Raw genomic sequence first — 25762 nt, forward strand, 5'->3', positions numbered from 1 at the left:
CATGGAGCGGTACATCGAAAACTACAACAAGGACGCCAAACCGTTCACCTGGACCAAGTCCGCGGAGTATCTATTGGGCAAGATGAAACGCAAACAAACCATTAACACGGAACACTAGCTCGCAGCAGGGGCCGTCATGAACCCTCAGAAAGGCCCCTGCTGCGAGTCAGTTGGGTTGAGGATAAGGAGGGACTCCTACTCGAGGCGGCGCTGCTTGGTCTCGGGGGAGAAGAACGCCATCCACAGCACGGACAGCAGCACCAGGCCCCCGGCCAGGGCGAACGACGTCGCCAGCCCCAGTTCAGGCCACAGGACCGCCGCGAAGACCACCGGCCCGAACCCGGCGCCGAGCCGCGAAAACGTCGAGGCCCAGCCGAAGCCCGAACCGCGCAGCTCCGTCGGGTACAGCTCGGACACGTACGTGTACAGCACGGGGATGGCCACCTGCACCACGAAGCCGAAGACGAGCAGCCAGAACACGGCCGCCGTCGGGATGTCCACCACCACCGCGACGATCACCAGCGTCAGCGCGGACAGCGGACCGGTGATGGCCAGGATCCACTTCCGGCCCACGCGCTCCACGAGCAGGCCGGCCACCACCACGCCGAGGAGCCCGACGGCGGACATCGACGCCGTCGTGAGGAACGCCGCGTAGTCCTTGAAGCCGGCACCGATCAGGATCCGGGGCATCCACGTCAGCGACAGGTAATAGACCAGCAGGATGCTGAAGAACAGCGCCCAGGCCGCCGTCGTGATCTTCCAGCTGAACTGCCACAGCAGGCGCAGCTGCGTCCACGCGCTGCCGGCGGAGAGCCGCGGCGCGTCCTGCGGCGCGGGCAGGCTGTAGGCGCGGGGCTCGGCGCCGGTGGCAGCGACCAGGCCATCGATCACGGCGGCGGCCTCCTCGCGGCGGCCCTTGCGGATCAGGAACAGGGGGGATTCCGGGACGCTGCGCCGGATCCAGAACACCAGCAGCGCCGGGAGCACCATCACGAGCATGGTCAGCCGCCAGTCGGCGAACGCCGCCACGAGCCCGGCGGACACGAAGCCGCACAGCGCCGCCCCCACCGGCCACCAGCCGTCCATCGCGGTCAGGACCCGGCCGCGCTGCCGGCGGGGAGTGAACTCGCCCACCAGCGCGTAGTCCACCGGGATGCAGCCGCCCAGGCCGAAGCCTGCCATGAAACGGAACACGCAGAACCAGAGGAAGTCGGGCGAGAACGCGCCCAGCACGGTGAACAGCGAGAAGATCAGCAGCGTCGCGGTGAAGGCCTTCTTGCGACCGATCGTGTCCGCGATGGTGCCCCAGACGAAGGCGCCCAGGGCCATGCCGATCAGGTTCGAGGCGCCGATCCAGGCGGCGTCGCCGGGACCCAGTGACCAGTGCTTGGACAGCAGCGGAATCAGGATGCCGTTGAGCGTCACATCCCAGGCATCAAACATGAAGCCCAGGCCGCCGATCAGGAAAATCCGGCCCTGGACCCGCCACCGCCACGGCAGTTCCTGGACCACCTGTTCGCCGCTGGGCACAGTGGTGTACGTATTCATCTCAGCCTCCTGGGAAAACTCTACGGGCAGGCGGCGGTCCCCGGGCAGGCCGCCCACTCCGGCGCCCACTCCGGCGCGCACTCCGGCGCCCACTCCGGCGCGAACTCCGGCGCGAACTCCGGCGCCCGGTCCGGCGCGTACTCCGCCGCGCGGGAGGTCCCGGCGCGGCGACGCGATAAACTGGCCCCATCCCACCACCTGCGGCGCTGCCGCGAGATAAGACGGAGACCTTTGTGAGCCTTACGCAGCCTGACCGTGTAACCATCGACCGTGTTCCCATCCGCCGGGCCCTCGTTTCGGTCTACGACAAGACCGGTCTGGAGGAACTCGCGAAGGGCCTGCACGAGGCAGGCGTCAAGATCGTCTCCACGGGCTCCACCGCCAAGAAGATCGCCGCCGCCGGCATCCCGGTGCAGGAAGTCGAGGAAGTCACCGGCTCCCCGGAAATGCTTGACGGCCGTGTCAAGACCCTGCACCCGCGCGTGCACGGCGGCATCCTCGCGGACCGCCGCGTCCCCGCCCACATGCAGACCCTCGCGGACATGGACATCGAGCCGTTCGACCTCGTCGTCGTGAACCTCTACCCGTTCGTGGAGACCGTGAAGTCCGGCGCCGCGCAGGACGACGTCGTCGAGCAGATCGACATCGGCGGCCCCGCGATGGTGCGCTCCGCAGCGAAGAACCACGCCGCCGTCGCCATTGTGGTGGACCCGTCCTCCTACGGCGACGTCGTCAGGGCCGCCGCCTCGGGCGGCTTTGACCTGAAGACCCGACGCCGGCTCGCCGCCAAGGCCTTCGCGCACACCGCGGCCTACGACACCGCCGTGGCGACCTGGACGGCGAGCCAGTTCCGGGACGAGGACGGCGACGGCGTCATCGACTGGCCCGCCTACGCCGGCCTCGCGCTGGAACGCTCCGAGGTCCTGCGCTACGGCGAAAACCCGCACCAGCAGGCGGCGCTGTATGCGGACAAGGCCGCCCCCGCCGGCATCGCGCAGGCCGACCAGTTGCACGGCAAGGCGATGAGCTACAACAACTTCGTCGACGCCGACGCCGCCCTGCGCGCCGCGTTCGACTTCGCCGGGCCGGCCGTGGCCATCATCAAGCACGCCAACCCCTGCGGCGTGGCCACGGGCTCGGCTGACGCTGCCGACCCGATCGCCGACGCCCACGCCAAGGCCCACGCCTGCGACCCGGTCTCCGCATTCGGCGGCGTGATCGCGGCCAACCGCACCGTCACCGCCGGCATGGCCAGCACGGTGGCCGGCATCTTCACCGAGGTCGTCATCGCCCCCGGTTTCGAGGACGAGGCCGTGGAGATCCTGTCCAAGAAGAAAAACATCCGACTCCTGACGCTGCCCGAGGGCTACGGCCGCTACCCGACCGAGTTCCGCCAGGTCTCCGGCGGCATGCTCGTGCAGGCCACGGACAAGGTCGACGCCGAGGGCGACAACCCGGCCAACTGGACCCTCGCCGCCGGCGACGCCGCCGATGCCGCAACGCTGGCCGACCTCACCTTCGCCTGGACCGCCTGTCGCGCGGCCAAGTCCAACGCCATCCTGCTCGCCTCCGAGGGCGCCGCGGTGGGTATCGGCATGGGCCAGGTGAACCGGCTCGATTCCTGCCGCCTCGCCGTTGAGCGCGCCAACACCCTCGGCGTCGCGGTACAGTCCGACGTCGACGGCGCCGGTGGGGCTGCGGCCGTTACGGCGGAACCGGGCGCCAGCGGTGCCCCCGAGCGCGCCCGCGGCGCCGTGGCAGCCTCGGACGCGTTCTTCCCGTTCGCCGACGGCCTGCAGATCCTGATCGACGCCGGCGTCCGCGCCGTCGTCCAGCCCGGCGGATCCGTCCGGGACGAGGAAGTCGTCGCCGCGGCCAACGCCGCCGGCATCACCATGTACTTCACCGGGGCCCGGCACTTCTTCCACTAGCCACGGGCTTCCTCTGGCTTCCTCTGGCTTCCTCTGGCTCTTCCTCTAGGGGTCCGAATGGACATGCCCTCCCCTCCCCGGGGGGCATGTCCATTTCTTGTGCCCGGGACCGGGCATAAGGGGAATATGTCCAGGCCCGGGCCTGAGCGGAGGGCATGTCCCCGGTGCTGATGCGGTGCGCGGCAGCAACCAGGGGAGGCCCGGCGGAGGGCATGTCCGGTGGGTGGCGGCGTCATGGAGGGCCCGCGTCCGACGCCGGGAAGAGCCAATCCGGCCACCTCGGGTAAGTTAGAGGTGTCGAACTAACACCCGATTCCGGATATCCGCAGACTTTCAGGAGACGCCCGAGCAATGGCCAAGATTATCTATACCCACACCGACGAAGCGCCGATGCTGGCTACCTATTCGTTCTTGCCGATCGTCGAGGCGTTCGCGTCTACGGCCGGTGTGGAAGTGGAGACCCGCGACATCTCGCTGGCCGGCCGCATCATCGCCACTTTCGGCGACTACCTCACCGAAGAGCAGAGGGTCAGTGATGCCCTGGCCGAACTCGGCGCCCTGGCCAAGAACCCGGAAGCCAACATCATCAAGCTTCCCAACATCAGCGCCTCGGTGCCCCAGTTGAAGGCAGCCGTCGCGGAACTCCAGGGCAAGGGCTATGCGCTGCCGGATTACCCGGACAACCCTTCCTCGGACGAGGAGACGGACATCCGCTCCCGCTACGACAAGATCAAGGGCTCCGCCGTCAACCCGGTGCTCCGCGAAGGCAACTCCGACCGCCGCGCACCGCTCTCGGTCAAGGCTTACGCCCGGCAGAACCCGCACAGCATGGGAGCCTGGAGCCCGGATTCGCAGACCAACGTCGCCACCATGGGCACCGATGACTTCCGCGACAATGAGAAGTCCGTCGTCGTCGGGGCCGACACCAACATCAAGATCCAGTTCGTCAAGGAAGACGGCACGGTCAAGGTCCTGAAGCGGTCCTTCCCCGTCCTGGCCGGCGAGGTCATCGACGGCACCGTGATGCGCGCCGCCGCGCTGGACGCGTTCCTCGCAGCCCAGGTGGCCCGGGCCAAGGAAGAGGGCGTGCTGTTCTCCGCCCACCTGAAGGCCACCATGATGAAGGTCTCCGACCCGATCATCTTCGGCCACGTCGTCACGGCGTACTTCTCCGAACTCTTCGGCACCTACGGCAAGCAGATCGCCGCCGCCGGCCTGAGCCCGAACAACGGACTCGCCTCCATCCTCAACGGCCTCCAGGACCTCCCCGAGGACATCCGTGGCGACGTCGAGGCCCTCATCACCAAGGGCCTCAACGACGGACCCGAGCTCGCCATGGTCGACTCCGACAAGGGCATCACCAACCTGCACGTGCCTTCCGACATCATCGTCGACGCCTCGATGCCGGCCATGATCCGCAGCTCCGGCCACATGTGGGGCCGCGACGGGCAGGAAGCCGACACGCTCGCCGTCCTCCCGGACAGCAGCTACGCCGGCATCTACCAGGTCGTCATCGACGACTGCCGCGCCCACGGAGCCTTCGACCCGACCACCATGGGCACCGTCCCGAACGTCGGCCTCATGGCCCAGGCCGCGGAGGAATACGGCAGCCACGACAAGACCTTCGAGATCACCGCCGCCGGCACCGTCCAGATCGTCGACGACGCCGGGACCGTGCTGATTGAACACCAGGTTGCCCCCGGCGACATCTGGCGCGCCTGCCAGACCAAGGATGTGCCGATCCGCGACTGGGTCAAGCTGGCCGTCACCCGTGCCCGCGCCTCCGCCATGCCGGCCGTTTTCTGGCTGGACAGGGGCCGCGCCCACGACGCCCAGATGATCGCCAAGGTCGAGGAATACCTGAAGGACCACGACACCGAGGGCCTGAAGATCGCCATCATGGCCCCGAACGAGGCCACCGCCTTCACGCTGGAGCGCATCCGCAAGGGCGAGGACACCATTTCGGTCACCGGCAATGTGCTCCGCGACTACCTCACCGACCTGTTCCCGATCCTGGAGCTCGGCACCAGCGCCAAGATGCTCTCCGTGGTCCCGCTGATCAACGGCGGCGGCCTCTTCGAAACCGGCGCCGGCGGCTCCGCGCCGAAGCACGTCCAGCAGCTGCTGAAGGAAAACCACCTGCGCTGGGACAGCCTGGGTGAGTTCCTCGCCCTGGCCGTGAGCTTCGAGCACCTCGCCACCAGCACCGGCAACGCCCGCGCGCAGATCCTGGCCGACACCCTGGACCGTGCCACCGGCACCTTCCTGCTCGAGGACAAATCCCCGAAGCGCAAGGCCGGCGAGCTGGACAACCGCGGAAGCCACTTCTACCTGGCCAAGTTCTGGGCCCAGGAGCTGGCACGCCAGACGGACGACGCCGAGCTGGCCGCGGCTTTCGCCGCTGTCTCCGGCGCGCTGGACTTCGGCGAGGAAACCATCACCGGCCAGCTCCTGGCCGTCCAGGGCTCCCCGGTTGACATCGGGGGCTACTACCGCCCCGACGCGGCGAAGGTCACCGCTGTCATGCGCCCCTCGGCAAAGTTCAGCGAAGTGCTGGCCCTGCTCAGCAAGTAGCACCGCCTGCCAACGCACTGCCGGCAGCACGATACCGCAGCGAAAACGCCCCGCCTCCCTTTCGGGAGGCTGGGCGTTTTCCGTAGCCGGCTTCATCTGAGCGGGGCTTCACGTCGGGGTTGCCCGACAGGGCAGGGCCCTAGTCGTTGCCCTTGTCTTTCGCTTTGGCCTTGCCGTTGTTCGCCGGGACCGGCGCGGGAACCACCACGGCGGGCGGCGGGGCAGCGGCGGCCGCGGCCGCAGCCCGGGCCGCATCTTCCTCCGCGGCCTGCTGGGCGGTGAGATCAGTCCGGACGGCGGCGATGGAGGCCTGGATGTTTTGATGGCGTTTGAAGGAAACGTCGCCGCTGGCGGCGGCCTGATCCAACCTGGTCGCGAGTGCATCGAGCAGCCTCAGGGAACCGGCCGGGTCCTCGGCGGCCGCGGCCTCGGTGACGGCGAGAACCTGGGTCTGGAGCGCCCTGGCCGCGTCGGGACGCAACTCGGGAGGTGCGCCGCAGCCTGCCAGGGCACCGGCAAACAGGACGGCGCAGGCCAGGAAGACCGCAGTTTCCGATCGCCGGCGGGGACAGCGGCCACGGCGGCGCCGGCCGGTGGTGCTGGGGCTCATGGCTCCACGCTCTTCTGCAGTTGGTCCAGATGTTCCCCCAGGGTGCCGGTGACAGCCGGGTAGGGGACGACGGCGGGCGCCCCCGGGGAGGCGACAGCGACAACGACGGCGGCTCCCGCGAAGAGGATGACGGCGGCGAGGAGCAGGACGGCCCGGGTCCGGCGTCGGGCCTGCCGGAAGCGGGCCACGGTGCGGGCCACGAACGGGTTCCGGCAGCGCCGAGGTGCCGTCACGCCGTCGGGGGCCGGCTGGTGCCGCGGGTGCGTGCCGGGGTCCGGGAGCCGCGGGAGACGTACCGGCGGTGCCGGCAGTACCCTGGTGTGCGCTTCGGCGAGGATGCCGGGAAGGGAACCGGGCGAGACCAGGGCCTGGCGCAGCGCCGCCTCCAGAGCCGCGGCGCCGGGACGGGCGAGAGGATCCAGGGCCGTCATGGCCCGCAGCAGGTGCGCCCATCCGGCCGGAACGCTGTCCGGGATGGCGGGGGCGCGGTGCAGCCGGGCCACGGCCGACTCCACGGCGCTGCCCGGATACTCGATCCCGCCCTTGATGCACTCGAGCAGGACGAGCCCCAGCGAGTAGATGTCACTGGCCGGGCCAAGATCCGCGCCCCTGGCCTGTTCCGGGCTCAGATAGGCGGCCGTCCCCACCATCGTGCCGGTGGTCGTGAGCCTCGTCGCGTCCAGGCTCCGGGCGATGCCGAAGTCCGTGAGCTTCGGCCGCAGGGGCTCACCGGGCCGGACCCGCACCAGCAGGATGTTTGCCGGCTTGATGTCACGGTGGATGATGTCCAACGAGTGCACATACGCCAGGGCATCGGCTACCCCCGCGCCGATGACGGCCAGCTCGTCCAAGGGCACCGGACTGTGCCGGATCCTGGTCCGGAGGTCCTGGCCGTCCACCAGCTCCATGGTCAGGAAGGGCCGCGGTTCCCCCGGGATCCGCGTGTCCGTCCCGGCATCGAACAGGGTCACGAGGCTCGGATGATTCAGACCGGCCAGCAGCTCGATCTCGGCCTCCTGGCGCCTGAGTTCGTCAGGATCGGCGGACTGCGGCGCGAAGAGTTTCAGCGCCACGTCCCGGCCGAGATTCAAGTCCTTGGCGGTGTAGACCGAAGCCATCCCGCCCCGGCCGATCACTCCTCCCAGTTGATAGCGGCCGCCCAGCAGCTCAGCCGTGACGCTTTCGGGCGAAAAATCCACGATGTCCCCGTCCCTTCCCTGGGCGCCACGGCGGCGCTCCTGAAGAATATTACGGGGTCCGCGCCCTCGGTGGGCCTGAGTCCAGGCTGCGTGCAGCCGGCCACACCGAGGGACGCTATGTCGCCGGAGCCAGTGAATGCCGTTGAGTCCCCCAGCGGACCCAACGACTTCACTCCGGCGGACGCTATGTCGCCGGAGCCAGTGAATGCCGTTGAGTCCCCCAAACGGACCCAACGACTTCACTCCGGCGGTCACAGGACCTTAACGGGGGGCTGCCTTAGGGAGGCCGCTCCCTAGGGGACGACGACGGCTGGTGCCCGGTAGGCCGCGGGGCCGCTGAGACCGGGCGCCGCGGCGGCACCAGAGATGTGGAAGGACACGTTGAAGGAGGCGTTGAAAGACGCGCTGAAGACGGCAGCGGTGGCGCCGGAATGCGGAGCCCCGTGGCGATGAGGGTGCCGGAAGGCCGGCCGGGGACGGTGGTGTCCATAGGGAAATCTCCTGAATGACTGATGGCGGGCGCCCATGGCAGCCCGATTGGCCGTGCCTGTGGAGACAGGGACGGCCTAACTAGTCAGGAGAAGAACCGGGGTCAGCGGAAACGGCGGAAGGCGCGTGCTGGAGCGGCCCGCGGATCGGGTCGGCATCGGTCGTGGGCAGGTAAAAGCACACGCCGGGAATCCAGGCAGCCGTACCCGTGGGCCCGTTGGAGTGGCCATTGCCCGAGCCGGAGCCCGAGCCGGGGGCCGGCGGCAAAGCGTCCGGTGCCGGCAATCCTGTGCCGCCGTGCAACGGGCCAGGGCCGGCAGGGCCGCCAGTGCCGCTTGGCAGAGGTGCGCCCGCGCTTCCCGGGGCGGGGGCATTCGGCGGGGCGGCAGGCTCCCCGGAGTCCGGCAAAGCGTCAGCGAAGAGGGCGCCGTAGGAGCCGGGCGGTGGAACGTACAGGGGAGGGAGGCCGCCGTCGTTGGGGCCGACCAGGTATTCCGTCGACTGCCCTTCCGCCGGATGCGCTGCTGCGGCTTTCCTGGCAGCCGCGGAACCAGGCAACGATCCGGAAGTCTCGCCCGAGGTGACCGCCGCTTCCGGCGGAGGCACGGGCGTCGACGCAGCCGGAAGACCAGGTGCCGCGGCCAGGTCTCCGGCAAGGGGACTCACCGGATCGGGCAGTGAGATGGCCGGACGCACCACCGGTGGCACCCGGCCGGGGCCCGGAACCGGCCGGACGGGGTTCACAGCCGGGAGTGTGGGATCGGGCACCGTCGCCGGGGGGCCCGGCACCTGGGCCGCGGGCCCCGGCACCGTCGCCGGGGGGCCCGGCACCGTCGCCGGGGGGCCCGGCACCTGGGCAGCGGGGCCCGGCACCTGGGCCGCGGGCCCCGGCACCTCGGCAGCGGGGCCCGGCACCTGGGCCGCGGGCCCCTGCACCTGGGCAGCGGGGCCCGGCACCGGCACGGGAATGGGGTCAGTGGCCGGGGCCACCGGATCCTGAACGGGGCCGGGGACGGGAACGGGGTCCGGCGTCGGGACCGGAGCAGGACCGACGGGGGCCGGGGTGCCCAGGGCGGGGGCCGGAGCGGAGGCTGTGGGTTCCGGTGCCGGCAGAATTGGGTCTGGAACCACAGCAAAAGCCGTTGCTTCCGCTGTGGGGCCGGCAGAATTCGTGGCCAGGGCACTGCGCGTGACGTCGTACGGGTCCGGACTGGGCGTCGTGACGGCGGCGCCGGTGCCGCCCGGGGCGAGGCGGTAAGCCACGGCGTCGTCGGCGCTGGCGCCGGCCGCGGAGAGCGCCAGCCACGCCATTCCGGCCGCGCCGGCCAGGAGAATCCGGCGGACGGTACGGCGCGCACGCCTGGGAACTGATGCTGGTTCCACGCGCACACCCCCGTTCCCGAAGCCTCGACAATTGCCTACAGGGTAAGGCCGCCCGCAGGGGCGAGTCCAGAGTGCCCGCGAAAATTCGTGGAAACAGGCCGGTTCAGGGACTCAAAAGCCCGTCAGCGGGCGTCGTTCGGGTAGCTGACCCCGAGCTGCGCGCGGACGCCGTCGAACAGCCGCATGGTGTTCAGGGAATCCTCCAGCGGCATGACCGGGCTCTCGGTGAGCCCCTGCTGGATGCAGCGCGTCACCTCCCGGAGCTCGTAACTGTACCCCCGCCCGACGACGGTGAACTGTTCGCTGCGCGGCTCGTCGAAGCCGATCCTCAGCCGGATCTCCTTGGGGTTGTTGATCGAGCCGCTGGTCTGGAGATAGCCCAGGCTGCCGGCGACTGTCGCCGTGCGGGGGCCATGTGCCAGCAGGGAGGAGGTCAGCTGCGCCTGTGCACCATGGTGGTATCCAAGCGTCAAGGCATTCTGGGCATCCACGCCGTCGTCGTTGACCCAGCCCGTGGCGCTGACCGTCTGCGGGAAACCCAGGGTGCCCAGCGCCCACAGCAGCGGATAGACGGTCAGGTCCAGCAGCGCACCGCCGCCGTCCTTCGGAGCCCAGAGCCGCGAGGTGGGCGAGTACGGCGCCGGGAAGCCCAGATCCGCCCCGACCCACTTGACCTCGCCGATCTCACCGGAAGCGGCGATCTCGAAGGCCCGCTGCATGCTGGGCAGGAAACGGCTCCACATGGCCTCCATCAGGAACAGTCCCTTGGCCCTTGCCAGCGATACCAGCTCGGAGGCTTCGCGCGCGTTGACGGTCAGCGCCTTCTCGCACAGGACGTGCTTGCCCGCGGTCAGGGCGGCCAGCGCGATCTTGTGATGATGGGCGTGCGGGGTCGCGACGTAGACGATGTCCACGGCGTCGTCGGCGAGCAGCCGGTCATAACCCGTTTGGCCGGCGTCGTCCCCGTAGGCCCTGGCAAAGCCGTAGTCCGCGGCGAAGGCACCCGCGGCGGCCTGGGTGCGGGAGCTGACGGCATAGAGCTCGGCGTCGGACAGCAGCCCGAGGTCGCGGGTCACCGCCGCCGCGATGCCTCCGGTGGCGACGACCCCCCAGCGGAGCCTGGCGCCGGTGGCCGTGCGGGGATCCTGGTCCGGCTGGCTGAACAGCCAGGGCTTCGCGATGGGGGCAGTCATGGAGCCATCTTCTCACCGGCTGCGGGAGGGTTTCGGGAATGGCCGCGAAACGTGCGGGAGGGATTCCAAAATCGCCGCGAAAGCTGAGGGAGGGTCCAGATCGCGGGACCCGCCCCCAGCCTCCGCGGCGCCAGAGGTGTACGGCGGTCAGGCGGGCGAGGCCGCCGTCGCGCGGGTCCTGGCGGGCTCCTCCGTGAGCCTGCCCTGCTGGAGCCGGAAACGGCGTTCGGTCTTGTTGGCCAGGCTGCGGTCATGGGTGACGACGAGGATCGTGGTGTTGTGGTCACGGCTCAGCGAGCTGAGCAGCTCTATGATGTGCCCGCCGGTCTGCTCGTCCAGGTTGCCGGTGGGCTCGTCGGCCAGGATCAGCCGGGGCGCGTTGGCCAGCGCCCGGGCGATGGCGACGCGCTGCTGCTCGCCGCCGGAGAGCCGGTTGATGCGGCGGACGTGCTTCTCCGGATCGAGCTGGACCTGTTCGAGCAGCCCGCGGGCACGCTCCCGCCGCGCGGCCTTGCGGATCCCGGCAAACTCCATCGGCAGCATCACGTTGTCCACCGCGGAGAGATTCGGGATCAGGTTGAACTGCTGGAACACGAAGCCGATGTCCCGCCGCCGGTATTCGGTGAGCTTGCTGTCCGGCATGCCGGCCAGGCTCACGCCGTTGACCACGACGTCGCCGCTGGTGGGCTTGTCCAGGGCGCCGAGCAGGGACAGGAGCGTGCTCTTCCCGCTGCCGCTCTTGCCCACGATCGAGGCCAGCGTGCCCTGTGCGAGCTCGAAGCTGACGTCGTTGACGGGTTTGATGGTTTTGTCGCCGGAATTGAACGTGCGGACCAGGTTCTTGACTTCGATCATGGCTACTCTCCTCGGAGGACTTCGATGGGACGGATGCGGGCGGTCAGCAGGGCCGGGACCAGCGCCCCGATGATGGCGACGCCGAACACCGCGGCGATGCCCGCGGCAATCACGCCGGGGGAGGCGCTCGCGGTCACGGAGGTCAGCAGCTGGTTGGCGCCACCGAAGGGGTTCCCCTGGCCGCCGGGGAAGCCGCCGCCGGGGAACCCGGCACCGCCGCCTGCCCCGCGCTGCCCGGTGCCCGCGCCGCCTGCTGCCGCGGCACTGGTGGTGTTGGAGCTGATCAGGGCAGTGGCGATGCCGCCGCTGGCGAAGGACGCGACGGCGGCGCCCACCACGCTGCCCAGGGCGACCAGCACGAGCGCCTCGAGCACGAACTGCAGGCCCACGGTGCGGTTCGGGGCGCCGATGGCCTTCAGCACGCCGATTTCACGGCGGCGCTCGCGGACCAGCATGACCATGATCAGCAGGATGATCAGGCCGGCGGTCCCGAGGGCCGCGACAAAGGCGATGAAGGAAATGTTCTTGACGCTGCCCAAGGAGCTGACGGCGGTCTGCAGGTTGCGCTGGCCCTGGCTGACGTCGGCCTTGTCGGAGCCGAGGGCGGCCTGCAGCGCGGTCTTGGCGGCGTCGACGTTTTCCATGGAATTGACGGTGACGATCAGCGTGGAGAGTTCCCCGGGCAGCGCGGCAAGGGTCTGGGCGGCCGGGAGGGTCAGGTAGAGGGCGTTGTTGCCGAACGCGGTGCCGGCGTCGAACAGGCCCGCCACGGTGAAGGTCTGGTCGTTGATGGTGAAGGTCGAGCCCACGGCCAGGCCGTTCTTCTCGGCGAGCGTGGTTCCCAGCAGCGCGCCGGCGGACGCGGCGTTGTAGTCGCCCAGGCCCGTTCCCTGCGTCAGTTCCAGTGCCTTGCCGGCGGCGTCCACTTCCGCGCCGACGCCGGTGGCGGTGATGGGCAGGGAGAACGCCGGTGCTGCCGGCGTGGCCGCGCCCCCGGATGTCCCCGTTCCGGTGGTTCCGGAACTGGCCTGGTTGCGGTTGCCGAGCGTTCCGGCGTCGACGGCGGCGGTCAGGCTGGTGGTCACCGTGGTGGCGGACTGCCCGCCGGGGCCGCCCCGGCCGCCCTGTCCTGCTGCTGCCTGGGCGGCCGCGGCGGCGGCGTTGCGCAGCCGCAGCGCCTTGGTGCCGACGACGGTGCTCACGTTCGGCACCGCCGCCGCGGTCGCGGCCTGCACGGCCGTCAACGGCTCGCCGCCGCCCTCGAAGCCCTGGCCGCCGGCCGGGTTGACGGTGAGGACGGTGCCCACCGAGGCGTTCAGCTCGGCGACCTTCCCGGCCACCGCCTGGTTGGCCACCAGCATGGACAGGGCAAGGCCGATGGCCACGGCCAGGACGGCTACGACGGCGGCCGTCCTGACCTTGTTTCGAAAGGCATTGCCAACACTCCGGGCAAGGACGTTCACGGTACTCCTAGGGGTAACAGGGCCGGACGGATTGGCCGGCGGCTGCTCCCACACTGGTAGCCATCGCTGTGCAGGAGGCACGGGAAAGCTATGCGTCCGCTGTGAAGCCGCAGCCCGGCGGCACCCTGCCCGCGGCACAAAGCGGACGGCAGGCAGCGGGCGGGCAGCAAAAAGCCCCGGCTCTCCCATGCGGGAGAGCCGGGGCTCGTGCGTTGCGCCGGTCCGGCTACTTCGTCAGCGGTCCGAGTACCGGATCGTCCACGTAGGCCGTCTTGACGTTCTCCTTGGTCACGATGACCGGCTCCAGCAGGTACGCCGGGACGGTCTTGACCTTGTTGTTGTAGGACTTGGCATCGTTGATCTCGGGCGTCTTGCCTGCCTGGATGTCCTTGACCATGGTGATCGCGTGCTCGACGAGCTTGCGGGTGTCCTTGTTGATGGTGGAGTACTGCTCACCGGCGAGGATGGACTTGACCGACTCAACCTCGGAGTCCTGGCCGGTGATGACCGGAGTCGGCTTGCCGGCGGCCTTGACCGAGGTCAGGACGGCGCGGGCCAAAAGGTCGTTCGGGGACAGGACGCCGTCCAGGGGGGCGCTGCCGTAGCTGCCGCTTAGCAGGGTGTCGGCGCGGCGCTGGGCGTTCTCCGCCTTCCAGCCCTGGGTGACTGCCTGCTCGAAGGAGGTCTGGCCGGAGAGGACCTTGAGGGTGCCGTCGTCGATCTTCGGCTTGAGGACGCTCATGGCGCCGTCGAAGAAGACCTTCGCATTGGCGTCATCGGGAGAGCCGGCGAACAGCTCGATGTTGTACGGGCCGGAGGGGTTCTTTGCCTGCATGCCCTTGAGCAGCGCCTGGCCCTGGAGCACGCCCACCTTGAAGTTGTCGTAGGCCACGTAGTAGTCCACGTTCTCGGTGTTCAGCAGCAGGCGGTCATAGGCGATGATCGTTGCGCCGGAGTCCTTGGCCTGCTTGAGCTGGGTTCCCAGCTGCGCACCGTCGATCGCGCCGACGATGATGACCTTTGCACCCTTGGTGACCATGGCGCTGATCTGGTTCTGCTGCTCCGAAACGCCGCCGTTGGCGAACTGCACATCGGCCTTGAAGCCGGCGCCGTTGAGGCCGTCGTTGAACAGCTTTTCCGCCAGGACCCAGTTTTCACTGGTCTTCTGGGGCAGCGCGACGCCGATCGAGGAGTTCTTCGGGAATGCCTCGCCGCCGGTGCTGGAGCCGCCGGAAGGTCCGGTGTCGGTACGGCCGCAGGCCGTGAGCGCCAGTGCCGCAATGGCGGCGATGGCTGCTGCCTTTCCTGCTTTACCAATCAGTTGCATTGCTTGGTTCACTTTCTATAGGTGGTGTGCGGAGAATCGTGGGGGGCGGATTAGGCTCCCTTTGCAATGGCCTCTTTGGTGGATGTGGTCTCGTCGGGCCCGATTTCGCTGCTGCGGCCGAAGTTCTTCATCATCATGCCGATGATCGATTTCTTGCCCTGGCTCTTGTTGTAGACGTCGAACGCCACGGCGATCAGGAGCACGAGGCCCTTGATGATCTGGGTGAGGTCGGCGCCGACGCCCAGAAGCTGCAGGCCGTTGTTCAGCACGGCCATCACGAGCCCGCCGACGATCGAGCCGATCACGGTGCCCACCCCGCCGGTCACTGCCGCGCCGCCGATGAACACGGCGGCGATGGCGTCCAGTTCCCAGCCGACGCCGTCGAACGGGCCCGATGCGGTGGAGCGGCCGACGAAGATCATGCCCGCCAGCCCGGCGAGGATGGCCATGTTCATCATCACCAGGAAGTTGACCTTCTTGGACTGGACGCCCGAGAGCTCGGCGGCGTGCCGGTTGCCGCCGACCGCGTAGATGTGGCGGCCGATGATGGTCTTGGAGGCGATGAAGCCGTAGATGATCACGAGGACGGCGAGGATCAGGCCGGGGATCGGGAAGGACGTTCCCGGGCGGCCGGTGGCGAACAGGTACGTCGCGTAGAGGATGGCGCCGCAGATCAGCACCAGCTTGGTGATGACCACCCAGCCTTCGGGGACCTCGGCGCCGAGTGCCTGCGCGTTGCGGCGGGAGCGGAGTTCGCTGAAGATCACGAACGCGACGCCGAGCAGGCCCAGCAGCACGGTGAGGTTGTTGAAACCTGTGTTGGGGCCCACCTCCGGGAGGTAGCCGGAGCCGATGTACTGGAAGTCCTTGGGGACGGGGATGGTGTTGGATTTGCCCACGAACTGGTTGAAGCCGCGGAAGAGGAGCATGCCGGCCAGCGTGACGATGAAGGCAGGGATGCCCACATAGGCCGTCCAGAACCCTTGCCAGGCCCCGATCAGGGCCCCGAGGGCCAGGCCCAGCAGGATGCCGGCGTACCAGGGGATGCCCCAGTCGCGGATGGCGAGTGCCACGCTGACGCCCACGAAGGCCGCAATCGAGCCGACCGAGAGGTCGATGTGGCCGGCGATGATCACCAGGACCATGCCGATCGCGAGGATCAGGATGTACGAGTTGCCGTTGAAGAGGTTGATGACGTTGCCCGGGGTGAGCGTGCGGCCCTCTGTGAAAATCTGGAAGAAGACGATCAGTGCAACCAGGGCGAAGATCATGCCGAATTGGCGGGTGTTGCCGCCAAAGAGTTTCTTGAGCGCGTTCATTGTGTCGGTCCTTGTCCGGAAGGTTCTGGAAGGTTTCCAGAGGGTAAGGCGGTCTTGCGGGCGGAAGTCATGAGCTTCATGAGGCTTTCCTGGCTGGCTTCGTCTTTGTCCAGGACGCCGGTGATGGCGCCTTCGAAGATGGTGTAGATGCGGTCGGAAAGACCCAGCAGCTCCGGGAGTTCGGAGGAAATGACGATGACGCCCTTGCCCTGGTTCGCCAGCTGCTGGATGATGCCGTAAATCTCATACTTCGCTCCGACGTCGATCCCGCGGGTGGGTTCGTCCAGGATCAGGAGGTCCGGGTCCGTGAACATCCACTTGGCCAGCACCACCTTCTGCTGGTTGCCGCCGGAGAGCTTGGCCACCCCCTCTTCAACGGAAGGGGTCTTGGTGCGCAGCGACTTCCGGTACTGCTCTGCGACCGTGAATTCCTTGTTGGCATCCACAATGTTGTGCTTGCTGATCTTCTTCAGTGCGGCCGAAACCGTGGTGGCCTTGATATCGTCCAGCAGGTTCAGTCCCAGGGTCTTGCGGTCCTCGGTGACGTAGCCCAGCCTGGCGTCGATGGCCTGCTTGACGTTGCGGAAGGTGAGTTCCTTGCCGTCCTTGTAGATGTGGCCGGAGATGAACCGTCCGTAGGAGCGCCCGAATACCGAGCGGGCCAGCTCGGTGCGCCCGGCGCCCATGAGCCCGGCGAAGCCGACGATTTCGCCGCGGCGGACGAAGAAGCTGGAGTCCTTGCAGACCATGCGGTCCTGGATCTGCGGGTGCCCCACGTTCCAGTTCTTGACCTCGAAGAACACCTCGCCGATCTTGGGCTCGTGGTCCGGGAAGCGGGACTCCAGGGTCCGGCCCACCATGCCCTTGATGATGCGGTCCTCATCGACGCCGTCGGCCTTGACATCGAGGGTTTCGATGGCCTTGCCGTCGCGGATGATGGTGATGGAATCCGCGATCTGCTCGATCTCGTTGAGCTTGTGGGAAATCATGATGGACGTGATCCCCCGGCCCTTCAGGCCGAGCATCAGGTCCAGCAGGTGCTGGGAATCGGATTCGTTCAGGGCGGCCGTGGGCTCGTCCAGGATGAGGAGCTTCACGGACTTGTTCAGGGCCTTGGCGATTTCGACCAGCTGCTGCTTGCCGACGCCGATTTCCTTGACCGGGGTTTCCGGATGGTCCCGCAGGCCCACCCGGGCCAGCAGCTCGGTGGAGCGCGTCCGGGCCTCGGCCCAGTCGATCACCCCGCGCTTGGTGGGTTCGTTGCCGAGAAAGATGTTCTCCATAATGGACAGTTCCGGGATCAGCGCGAGTTCCTGGTGGATGATCACGATCCCCGCGCGCTCGCTGGCACGGATGTCCTTGAATTCCTGGACTTCGCTCTGGTAGACGATGTCGCCTTCATAGCTGCCGTACGGGTACACGCCGGACAGCACCTTCATGAGCGTGGATTTGCCGGCTCCGTTCTCACCGCAGATCGCGTGGATCTCGCCGGCCTTCACCCGCAGGCTTACCTCGGACAAGGCTTTAACGCCGGGGAATTCCTTGGTGATGGAGCGCATCTCGAGGATGATCGGATCGCTGTGCGTGTCGAGGGACGTCATATTCCCTTACGCCTCCAATGCATGACTTCGTTGTCCGCCCTGCAAAGCACAGGGTCGTCTGATGAAAAAGTAAACTGGATCACATGCCTTGTAGTCAAGTCTTTAACGCAACAGGCCGATAACGAATACCTCAATTCCGGCGGATTCCGGCGTGCTGGAAGACCAGCGCCGTGGCCCCGAGGGCCTCGGCCCGGTCGCCCAGGGAGGACATGGTGAGGGTCGTCGTCTCGCCGATCAGGGGCACCGCATGGCGGGTCAGGCCCCGGCGGATGGGGTCCAGGAGCAGGTCGCCCAGGCCCGCCAGCGGCCCGCCCACGACGATCACTTCGGGGTTGAGCAGGTTCGCCACATTGCCCAGGGCGCGTCCGACGGCCAGCCCTGCGTCGTCCACCACCCGCACCGCCGCAGGGTCCCGGGCGAGGGCCTTGCGGACGATGTCTTCCGGCGCCAGCGGCCTGTCCTCCCCGCGGCTCAGGAGTTCGATCATGGTGGTGGTGGAGGCGACCGTTTCCAGGCAGCCCCGGTTTCCGCACCGGCAGACGAGCCCGTGCTCATGGATGGTGGCATGGCCGATTTCGCCGGTGATCCCGACGTTGCCGTAGTAGGGTGCGCCGTTGAGGATCAGCCCCGCGCCGATGCCCGAGCCGATCTTCAGGAACATCAGGTTGTTGATGCCGGTGTGCGGCCCCCAGGTGACCTCCGACAGGGCGCCGAGATTGGCGTCGTTGTCAACAAAGACGGGGAGTTTCAGGGCTTCCTCGAGGCGGCGGAGGATGTCGATGCCGACCCATTCGGGCAGGATGGCGCCCTGCGCCACGGTTCCCGTGCGGCGGTCGATGGGCCCCGGAATGCCGACGCCGGCGCCCACCAGGGCGCTGCGTTCCACGCCGCTTTCAGCCAGCAGCGCCTCAAGGACGCCGACGGCGGCGGTGATGCCTTCCTCGGCGTGGTGGCCCAGGGGGAGCAGGACCGATTGCTTGGCGAGCACGTGGTAACTGAGCGAGGCCAGGACCACCCGCAGGTGCCGGCGGCCGAAGTCGATCCCCACGGCGACGGCGCCGTTGCTGTTCAGCCGGACGTTCAGGGCGCGCCGCCCGGAGCTGGTGATCGGTTCCGTGGAAGCGAGTCCTGCCTCCTGCATGATCCTGACGATGTTCGAGACCGTGGCCGTGGAGAGGCCGGTCTGCCGTGCGAGCTCGGCCTGCGTGGACGGTCCGGCCAGAAGGCATTCGATGATCCGCTGCTGGTTCAGATGCCGGAGCGCCGACTGCGACCCGGGGTTCTTGGTCCGGCTCCTCGTTGAGCTCGTTGGTGAGGGCATGAATGAAGCGTCCCGCATTCCCGGTGTGCAGTCAAGAAGTTAACGCATGCGTCGGCGTCGCCTGCTGCCGGCATGGCCGGGCATTCTGCCCTCCAGATGCCCCGGGCAGGCGGAAATGCACCAGGCCGGCGGCATCGCGGCGTGGCTAGGCTGGGCAGGAGGAGATATTGGCCGGGCTTCCGCGTGCTGTATGTTGCATTCTGCATGTTGCATGCTGCGGATGCCCCCGTGGAGAAGTTGAGGTGGTAGTGGTGCTGCTGGCCGTGCTGCAGGCGAATGCCGACGTGCTGGACATGGACGCGAACTGCGCGGCGGTGGAGCAGGCTGCGGGCAAGGCCGCCGCTGCCGGTGCGCAGCTGCTGCTGACACCGGAGCTGTTCCCGGTGGGGTACGCGCCGCGCAGGATCCGGGCGGAACTGGACCCTGCGGTACTGCCGTCCCTCCGCCGGACCCTCGCGGACATCGCCCGCAGGCATGGCATCGGGCTGGTCTACAGCCTGCCCGCGGTCACGGCGGCGGGGGAGTGGCAGATCACGGCCACCCTCCTGGACGAGACCGGGGCGGAGCTGCTCAGCTATGCCAAGGTCCATCTCTTCGGTCCGGAAGAGCGCGCGGCGTTTGCCGCGGCCGGCGCGGCTCCCGGCGTCGTGGATTTCCACGGGGTCAAAACCTCCCTGGTGATCTGCTACGACGTCGAGTTCCCCGAGACCGTCCGTGCTGCCGCCGTGCGCGGGGCCGGGCTGGTGCTGGTTCCGACAGCCCTGTCCGAAGGGTTCGACGCCGTGCCCCACGTGCTGGTCAGGGCCCGGGCCCTGGAAAACCGGCTGACCGTGGCCTACGCCAACCACTCCGGCACCGAGGAGGGCTGTGACTTCCTCGGCGGCAGCGTCGTGGCCGCCCCGGACGGCTCGCTGCTGGCCGCCGCCGGGGCCGGGGACGAGCTGCTGTTTGCCAGGCTGGAGTTTGCCGGGCTGCCGGAGCCTGCCGCGGATCCCGGCAGCGGGGATGTGGCGTACCTGCGGGACCTGCGGCCGGAGACCTACCGGTCCTGGGGCAGCTGACCCTCCTCCTGCCTGGGCTCCTGGCCGGCACGCCCCGCGTCCGGGGCCGCCGGAAGGCCCGGGAGCCCGCCGGTGTACTGCAGCGCGATCCAGAATTCCGCGCGGGCCTGGGCCTGGCTGAAGTCCGTCCCCAGCAGCTCCGCGAGGACGCCGATCTGGCGGCGGACGCTGTTGCGGTGCAGTCCCGTGATTTTCGCCGTCGCGTCCCAGCTGCCGTTCTCGCCAAGCCAGGCGCGCAGGACGCCGAGCAGGGTGTCGCGGCGTTCCGGTTCAAGGGCCAGCACGGGTTCCAGCAGCCGGGCGGCCAGCATGGCGCCGGCCTCCTCGCCCAGCAGCCCGGCCACGGACCAGGTGACGTCGTCCGCCCGGACGCTGCGGCCGGTGGCCTGGACGCGGGGGCGCAGGGACGAGGCGCGCTGGTAGGCGCCGGCCAGCCCGGCGAAGTCGGTGGCGCTCCCGATCACGAGGCGCCATCCCGGCCGTTCCACCTCAGCCAGCAGGGCGTCGTCGACTTTCAGCCGGGTAATGGCGGCAAAGCCGTACTCGGTGAGCTCCACCAGCTTGGTATCGAACATCCTGCGCCATTCCAGCAGCCCCCGGACGGAGTTGTTGTCATCCCCGGCGACGCGGAGGCCCAGCACGACCCGCAGCTGCCCGGAACGGGTGGACGAGACACTCTGCGCCAGCAGGTCCTTGAGGCCGTTGACGTGCCGGTCCCCTCCCGACGTCGCGTTTTCCGGATGCAGCAGCAGCGCGGTGGCGAGCTGGCTGGGGGCCAGTGAGCCGCTGGTGCGTTGCCGCACCAGCAGTTCCAGGAGCCCGACGGCGGAGGAGACGACGCTGTTCTGGGCCGGGGTCAGCGGCGCATCCGTTCCCAGGACCAGGGCGCCCAGATTGGCGTCCCGGGTGCTGCGCAGGGGATAGCCGAAAACCCGGGACGATCCGGCCGCGTCGAACGAGTCCACCTCCACCCGGGGTCCGCTGCCGGCCAGCAGCCGTGCCAGCAGCGGCTGCAGCGCCGCCGGATCCACGGCTGCGCCCGCGCCACGGGCGCTGCCTGCCCTGCCTGTTCCCTGCGGGGTGGCCGCACCCCGGGCGCGGACCCGTCCGTCGGCCCCTACCAGCACCGCCCAGACCGGAATCCGCTGCACGAGCGCCGCCAGGAGCTCGTGTTCCGGCCGCGCCGAGAGCACGGCACGCATGAGCTGCCGGTTGGTATCGGCCAGTTGCCGGAACGTCCTGGCGTTCTCCGATTCCAGCAGCTGGGAGAATTCCAGTCCGACGGCGGCGAACGGGACGGTCTGCGGGACTTCGACCAGGGTCAGGTTGTGCCGCCGGCAGGCCTGCACCACGGCCTCCGGCACGGCGTCGAAGTAGGGCTCGAGGCCGAACCCCAGGGCACCGACGTGCGCCCCGACCAGGCGTCGCACATAGGCATCCACCTGCGGCTCCCCGCCTCCCTCGCCGAGGAACGGCAAACCGGCCGTCAGCACGAATTCGCCGTCGAGGAGGTAGGGAGTCGGGTCCTCCAGCTCGCTCGGCTCCACCCAGCGCAGCCGCCCCGCCCCGTTGCCGGCGTCGTGCAGGACCCTCAGCTCCGGCGGGAGCTGCGCCAGGAACTGGGCCAGGGTGACGAAGCCGAGCCGTTCCGGGGCGTCAGCAGCCACGGCTGCCGCCCTCCCGGGGTCCGGACTGAAGTGCATTAAGTCTCATGGATGACGACTATAGGTCATTTTGCACCATCATGAGAGCAGCCTCACACCCCTACGCTGAACGAGGGGAAAATGACCACTACTGAAGATAAGGACGTCAAGGATGACTGTGCCAACTCTTGCCAGGGAACGCCAAACGGCCACGGGCCGCCGTCCCGGCCTGGCCGCGCAACTGCTTCGCCGCAAGCCGATCGGCCAGCTTGTCAGCGAGGCGGAGACGGGCCACGGCGGTACGCGCCTGGTCCGCAGCTTCGGCGTGATCCAGCTGACGATGATCAGCGTCGGCGCCACCCTTGGCACCGGCATCCTCGTCATCCTGGGCGAATCGGTGCCGCTGGCCGGACCGGCCATCTGGATTTCCTTTGCCATCGCCGGACTTGCCGCCCTGCTCTCCGCCGTTTCCTATGCGGAGATGGCCGGCCTGGTTCCCGCCGCCGGCTCGAGCTACTCCTACACCTACGCCACCATGGGCGAAGGCATGGCCTGGATCTGCGGCTGGTGCCTGGTCCTGGAGTACGCCGTCTCCGTGGCCGCCGTCGCCGTCGGGGCAGGACAGTACGTCAACGAGGCCCTGGCGGTCTTCGGCGTGGCGCTGCCGGACGCGATCGCCGCGCCGCCGGGCGACGGCGGGGTGCTCAACGCGCCCGCGATCGTGATCGTGGTCCTGGCGATGGTGCTCCTGATCCGTGGCGCCAAGGAAAGCGCCTGGATCAACACCGCCATCGTGCTGATCAAGGTCGGCATCCTGCTGTTCTTCTGCGCCGTGGCCTTCACCGCCTTCAACGGCGGACACTTCGAACCGCTGATGCCGATGGGCGCCGCCGGCGTCTCGGCCGCCGCGTCCCGCGTCTTTTTCTCCTACATCGGATTCGACGCCGCGTCCACCGCCGGCGAGGAAGCCCGGAACCCGAAGCGGGACCTGCCGCGGGCCATCCTGCTCTCGATGCTGATCGTCACCACGATCTACGTGCTCGTCGCCGTCGCGGCCATTGGCGCCCGGCCGTGGGGCTGGTTCGACGGCACCGAAGCCGCCCTCGTGAAAATCCTGGAAGAAACCACGGGACAGCCCTGGGTCGGGGTGGTCTTCGCCGTCGGGGCCGTCCTGGCCATCGCCAGCATCGTGCTGACCGTGCTGTACGGGCAGACCCGCATCCTGCTGTCCATGGCACGGGACGGGCTGGTCCCCAGCATCTTCGGCCGCGTCTCGCCCCGGACCGGCACCCCGGTGGCCGGGACCCTGATCGTGGGCAGCGCCGTCGCGCTGACCGCCGGCCTCATCCCGCTCGGTGCCCTGGCCGACGCCACGAGCATCGGCACCCTGTTCGCCTTTGCCCTGGTCAACGTCGCCGTCATCTACCTGCGGCGCAGCCGGCCGGAGCTCAAGCGCAGCTTCCGGGTGCCGCTGTTTCCGCTCACGCCCATCCTCGGCGCCCTGATGTGCGCCTACCTGATGGCCAACCTCGGCGCCGAAACCTGGGCGGTGTTCGGGATCTGGATGCTGGTCGGCGTCGGCGCCTACTTCGGCTACGGCCGCCGGAACTCCAGGGTGGCCGCGCTGGGCCATGAGGAATACCGTGAACTATCTGGCCTCCAACCCGCCAAAACCACTACACCCCAGGAACTGAAGGCAGGGATCTCATGACCATCGCCACCGAACTGCCGGCCCCCGGAACCGCCGCTCAAGCGGCTGACCAGCCCATCACCATGCTGAACCCGGATTTCCCGTTCAGCTATGACCACTACCTGGCCCATCCGGACGGCCTGGGCTCGGTCCCGCCGGCGTTGTACGGGACCGAGGTGGCGGTGGTCGGCGCCGGCCTCTCCGGGCTGGTGGCCGCCTACGAGCTGATGAAGCTTGGCCTGCGCCCGGTCCTCTACGAAGCGGACCGGATCGGCGGCCGGCTGCGGACGGCGAGCTTCCCCTCCGCGCCCGGCGTCGTCGCCGACCTCGGCGGGATGCGCTTCCCGGTCTCCGGCAAAGCCTTCTACCACTACGTGGACCTGCTCGGACTTCAAACCCGGGAGTTCCCGAACCCGCTGGCGGCGGCGACGTCGAGCACCGTGATCGAGCTCGCCGGGCAGAAGCACTACGCCACCACTTCGGCGGACCTCCCGCCGTTCTTCCGGGAGGTCGCGGAGGCGTGGAAGGCCGCGGTCAACGACGGCGCCCAGTTCGCGCAAATGCAGGCCGCCATCCGGGCCCGGGACACCGCCAGGATCAAGGAGCTCTGGAACGCGCTCCTCCCGCTCCTGGACGAACAGACCTTCTACGGCTTCATCGCCGGCAGCGACTCGTTCAAGGAAGCCGGCTTCGCGCACCGGGAGGCGTTCGGCCAGGTGGGATTTGGAACCGGCGGCTGGGACACGGACTTCCCCAACTCCATCCTCGAAATCCTGCGCGTCGTCTACACCGACGCCGACGATGCGCACCGGCTCATTGCCGGCGGAGCGCAACGGCTCCCGGAGGCACTCTGGCAGCACGCGCCGTCGGGCATGGCCCACTGGCCCGACGGGACTTCCCTGGCGTCACTGCACGCCGGTGCCCCGCGGGGCGCCGTGGACCGGATTGCCCGCGAGGGCAGCGGCGACTTCCGCATCCGGGAGCGGTGGGGCCGCGAGTCCGCCTACCCCGCCGTGGTGACCACCTGCCAGTCGTGGCTGCTGTCCACCCGGATCCACACCGACGAATCGCTCTTCCCTGCGGAACTGTGGACGGCGATCGAGCGCTCGCACTACATGCAGTCGTCCAAGACCTTTGTGATGGTGGACCGGCCGTTCTGGAAGGACATTGATCCGGCGACCGGCCGCGAGGTCCTGTCCATGACCCTCACGGACAGGCTGAACCGCGCCACCTACCTGCTCGACAATGGCCCGGACCAGCCGGCGGTGATCCTGCTGTCCTACACCTGGAACGACGACGCGCTCAAATGGCTGGCGCTGGATGCGGACCAGCGGGTCGAGCTGATGCTGCATTCGCTCGCCCAGATCTACCCCGGTGTTGACATCGCCAGCCACATCGTGGGCCAGCCGATCACCGTCTCCTGGGAAGCGGACCCCAACTTCATGGGCGCGTTCAAGGCGAACCTGCCCGGGCATTACCGCTACCAGCAGCGTCTCTTCAGCCACTTCAAGCAGGACAAGCTGCCGGAAACCCAGCGCGGGATCTTCCTTGCCGGCGACGACGTCTCCTTCACCGCGGGCTGGGCCGAAGGCGCCATCACCACCGGGCTGAACGCGGTCTGGGGCGTGGTCAACCACCTCGGCGGCCGGACCCCGGCCGGCAACCCGGGGCCCGGGGACCTGCTGGACGAGCTGGGGCCGATTTCGCTGGACTGAGTGACAGGCCAAGACCTCTTCGCGCCGGGAGGACACCGCCCATTCTTCGCGCCGGGACCGGGCATAACCGGAATATGCCCATCCGCCGGCCCCGGCGCGGGGCATGTCCCTGAGCCGGGCCACCCCGCCGCCCGGACCGGAACCCCGGACGAACAAGGAAAATGCCCACCGGGCGCCCGGGCGGTCAGGAGTTGTGCAGCTCCCGGTGGGCCCGGGCCAGGTCCTGGTAGTGCGCGGCATTGTGCTGGATGCCGGCGAACTCCTCGTCGCTGAGCTCCCGCCTGACCTTGGCCGGCACGCCGGCGACGAGCGAGCGCGGCGGGATGACCGTGCCTTCCAGGACCACCGCGCCGGCGGCGACGAGGGATCCGGTGCCGATCACCGCGCCGTTGAGGATCGTGGCGCTCATGCCGATCAGGCAGTCGTCCTCGACCGTGCAGCCGTGCACCACGGCACCGTGGCCGACGCTGACCCGGGCGCCCACGGTGCAGGGGAAGCCGGGGTCCGCGTGCAGCACCACGTTGTCCTGCAGGTTGCTGCCGGCGCCCACGGTAATGGCGGCGGTGTCGGCGCGGACGGAGACGCCGTAGAAGGCGCTCGAGTTCTCGGCCAGCGTGGCCCTGCCGATCACCGAGGCGGTCGGCGCGACGAAGGCGGAGTCGTGGACGGCCGGGGTGTCACCGGCGAAAGCGTAGAGGGGAGCCATGCCACCAGCCTAGAACACGCCCCCGCTTAGCGCCCCGCATCACGCCCCCGGACCGCGGCCATCACTGGCGCGCCCACCACGGCGGCGCCCACCCAACTGGCTCGCATTTGTTGTCGTTTTGGGCGCCCAAAACG

At 68.8% G+C, this 25762-nt stretch carries 18 protein-coding genes; 5 read left to right on the forward strand and 13 right to left on the reverse strand.

The features are described from left to right. Positions 1-195: 195 nt before the first annotated feature. On the reverse strand, positions 196-1548 hold the full coding sequence (locus tag J9611_RS02535) for an MFS transporter (RefSeq protein ID WP_211877476.1): 1353 nt from the start codon (positions 1546-1548) through the stop codon (positions 196-198). Positions 1549-1781: 233 nt separating this feature from the next. Between J9611_RS02535 and purH the strand changes: the two genes are divergently transcribed. Together purH and J9611_RS02545 are read left to right on the forward strand one after the other, a co-directional pair. Beyond that, entirely contained in the window at positions 1782-3479 is a 1698-nt protein-coding gene (purH, locus tag J9611_RS02540) for a bifunctional phosphoribosylaminoimidazolecarboxamide formyltransferase/IMP cyclohydrolase (RefSeq protein WP_211877477.1), read from the forward strand. Positions 3480-3830: 351 nt separating this feature from the next. After that, positions 3831-6053 carry an NADP-dependent isocitrate dehydrogenase gene (locus J9611_RS02545; RefSeq protein ID WP_211877479.1) on the forward strand — a complete coding sequence of 741 codons (2223 nt, stop codon included), beginning with the start codon at positions 3831-3833 and terminating at the stop codon, positions 6051-6053. Between the two features lie 139 nt (positions 6054-6192). Here the strand turns inward: J9611_RS02545 and J9611_RS02550 are convergent, their stop codons facing one another. From J9611_RS02550 to J9611_RS02595, 10 genes are all read right to left on the reverse strand, one after another. Further along, the gene (locus J9611_RS02550; protein WP_246527279.1) at positions 6193-6663 is read right to left on the reverse strand and encodes a mucin-associated surface protein; all 471 of its coding nucleotides are present in this window, start codon (positions 6661-6663) and stop codon (positions 6193-6195) included. Further along, a complete protein-coding gene (locus J9611_RS02555; RefSeq protein ID WP_211877507.1) occupies positions 6660-7865 on the reverse strand; it encodes a serine/threonine-protein kinase in 1206 nt (401 codons plus the stop codon). The genes J9611_RS02550 and J9611_RS02555 overlap by 4 nt, the downstream gene beginning before the upstream one ends. Before the next feature lie 567 nt (positions 7866-8432). Beyond that, positions 8433-9734: a hypothetical protein gene (locus tag J9611_RS02560; RefSeq protein ID WP_211877487.1), complete on the reverse strand. Its 1302-nt coding sequence runs from the start codon at positions 9732-9734 to the stop codon at positions 8433-8435. Between the two features lie 122 nt (positions 9735-9856). After that, the gene (locus J9611_RS02565) at positions 9857-10927 is read right to left on the reverse strand and encodes a Gfo/Idh/MocA family protein (RefSeq protein WP_211877488.1); all 1071 of its coding nucleotides are present in this window, start codon (positions 10925-10927) and stop codon (positions 9857-9859) included. A gap of 147 nt (positions 10928-11074) precedes the next feature. Continuing rightward, complete coding sequence (locus J9611_RS02570) at positions 11075-11782, reverse strand: ABC transporter ATP-binding protein (protein ID WP_211877490.1); 708 nt, start codon at positions 11780-11782, stop codon at positions 11075-11077. Between the two features lie 2 nt (positions 11783-11784). Continuing rightward, entirely contained in the window at positions 11785-13245 is a 1461-nt protein-coding gene (locus tag J9611_RS02575; protein ID WP_211877491.1) for an ABC transporter permease, read from the reverse strand. 226 nt (positions 13246-13471) lie between these two features. After that, positions 13472-14572: a substrate-binding domain-containing protein gene (locus J9611_RS02580; RefSeq protein WP_211877492.1), complete on the reverse strand. Its 1101-nt coding sequence runs from the start codon at positions 14570-14572 to the stop codon at positions 13472-13474. A gap of 50 nt (positions 14573-14622) precedes the next feature. After that, positions 14623-15891, reverse strand: coding sequence for a multiple monosaccharide ABC transporter permease (gene mmsB / locus J9611_RS02585; RefSeq protein WP_211877494.1), 1269 nt, complete (start codon positions 15889-15891; stop codon positions 14623-14625). Continuing rightward, entirely contained in the window at positions 15888-17492 is a 1605-nt protein-coding gene (mmsA, locus tag J9611_RS02590) for a multiple monosaccharide ABC transporter ATP-binding protein (protein WP_211877496.1), read from the reverse strand. Before mmsA ends, mmsB begins: the two co-directional genes overlap by 4 nt. Positions 17493-17622: 130 nt before the next feature. Then, a complete protein-coding gene (locus tag J9611_RS02595; RefSeq protein ID WP_211877498.1) occupies positions 17623-18813 on the reverse strand; it encodes an ROK family transcriptional regulator in 1191 nt (396 codons plus the stop codon). Between the two features lie 248 nt (positions 18814-19061). On the opposite strand from J9611_RS02595, the gene J9611_RS02600 reads away from it, so the two are divergent. Continuing rightward, positions 19062-19874, forward strand: coding sequence for a nitrilase-related carbon-nitrogen hydrolase (locus J9611_RS02600; protein WP_211877508.1), 813 nt, complete (start codon positions 19062-19064; stop codon positions 19872-19874). On the opposite strand, the gene J9611_RS02605 is transcribed toward J9611_RS02600, so the two are convergent. After that, complete coding sequence (locus J9611_RS02605) at positions 19853-21577, reverse strand: PucR family transcriptional regulator (RefSeq protein WP_211877500.1); 1725 nt, start codon at positions 21575-21577, stop codon at positions 19853-19855. The genes J9611_RS02600 and J9611_RS02605 overlap by 22 nt on opposite strands. Positions 21578-21689: 112 nt before the next feature. Here J9611_RS02605 and J9611_RS02610 point away from each other — a divergent pair, with 112 nt between their 5' ends. Beyond that, the gene (locus J9611_RS02610; RefSeq protein ID WP_211877501.1) at positions 21690-23228 is read left to right on the forward strand and encodes an amino acid permease; all 1539 of its coding nucleotides are present in this window, start codon (positions 21690-21692) and stop codon (positions 23226-23228) included. Next, positions 23225-24922: a flavin monoamine oxidase family protein gene (locus J9611_RS02615; RefSeq protein WP_211877503.1), complete on the forward strand. Its 1698-nt coding sequence runs from the start codon at positions 23225-23227 to the stop codon at positions 24920-24922. Before J9611_RS02610 ends, J9611_RS02615 begins: the two co-directional genes overlap by 4 nt. A gap of 184 nt (positions 24923-25106) precedes the next feature. On the opposite strand, the gene J9611_RS02620 is transcribed toward J9611_RS02615, so the two are convergent. Beyond that, on the reverse strand, positions 25107-25628 hold the full coding sequence (locus tag J9611_RS02620; RefSeq protein WP_211877504.1) for a gamma carbonic anhydrase family protein: 522 nt from the start codon (positions 25626-25628) through the stop codon (positions 25107-25109). Positions 25629-25762: the final 134 nt, after the last annotated feature.

The sequence above is a fragment of the Pseudarthrobacter albicanus genome, from assembly GCF_018224015.1.
GTDB classification, from domain to species: Bacteria; Actinomycetota; Actinomycetes; order Actinomycetales; family Micrococcaceae; genus Arthrobacter; species Arthrobacter albicanus.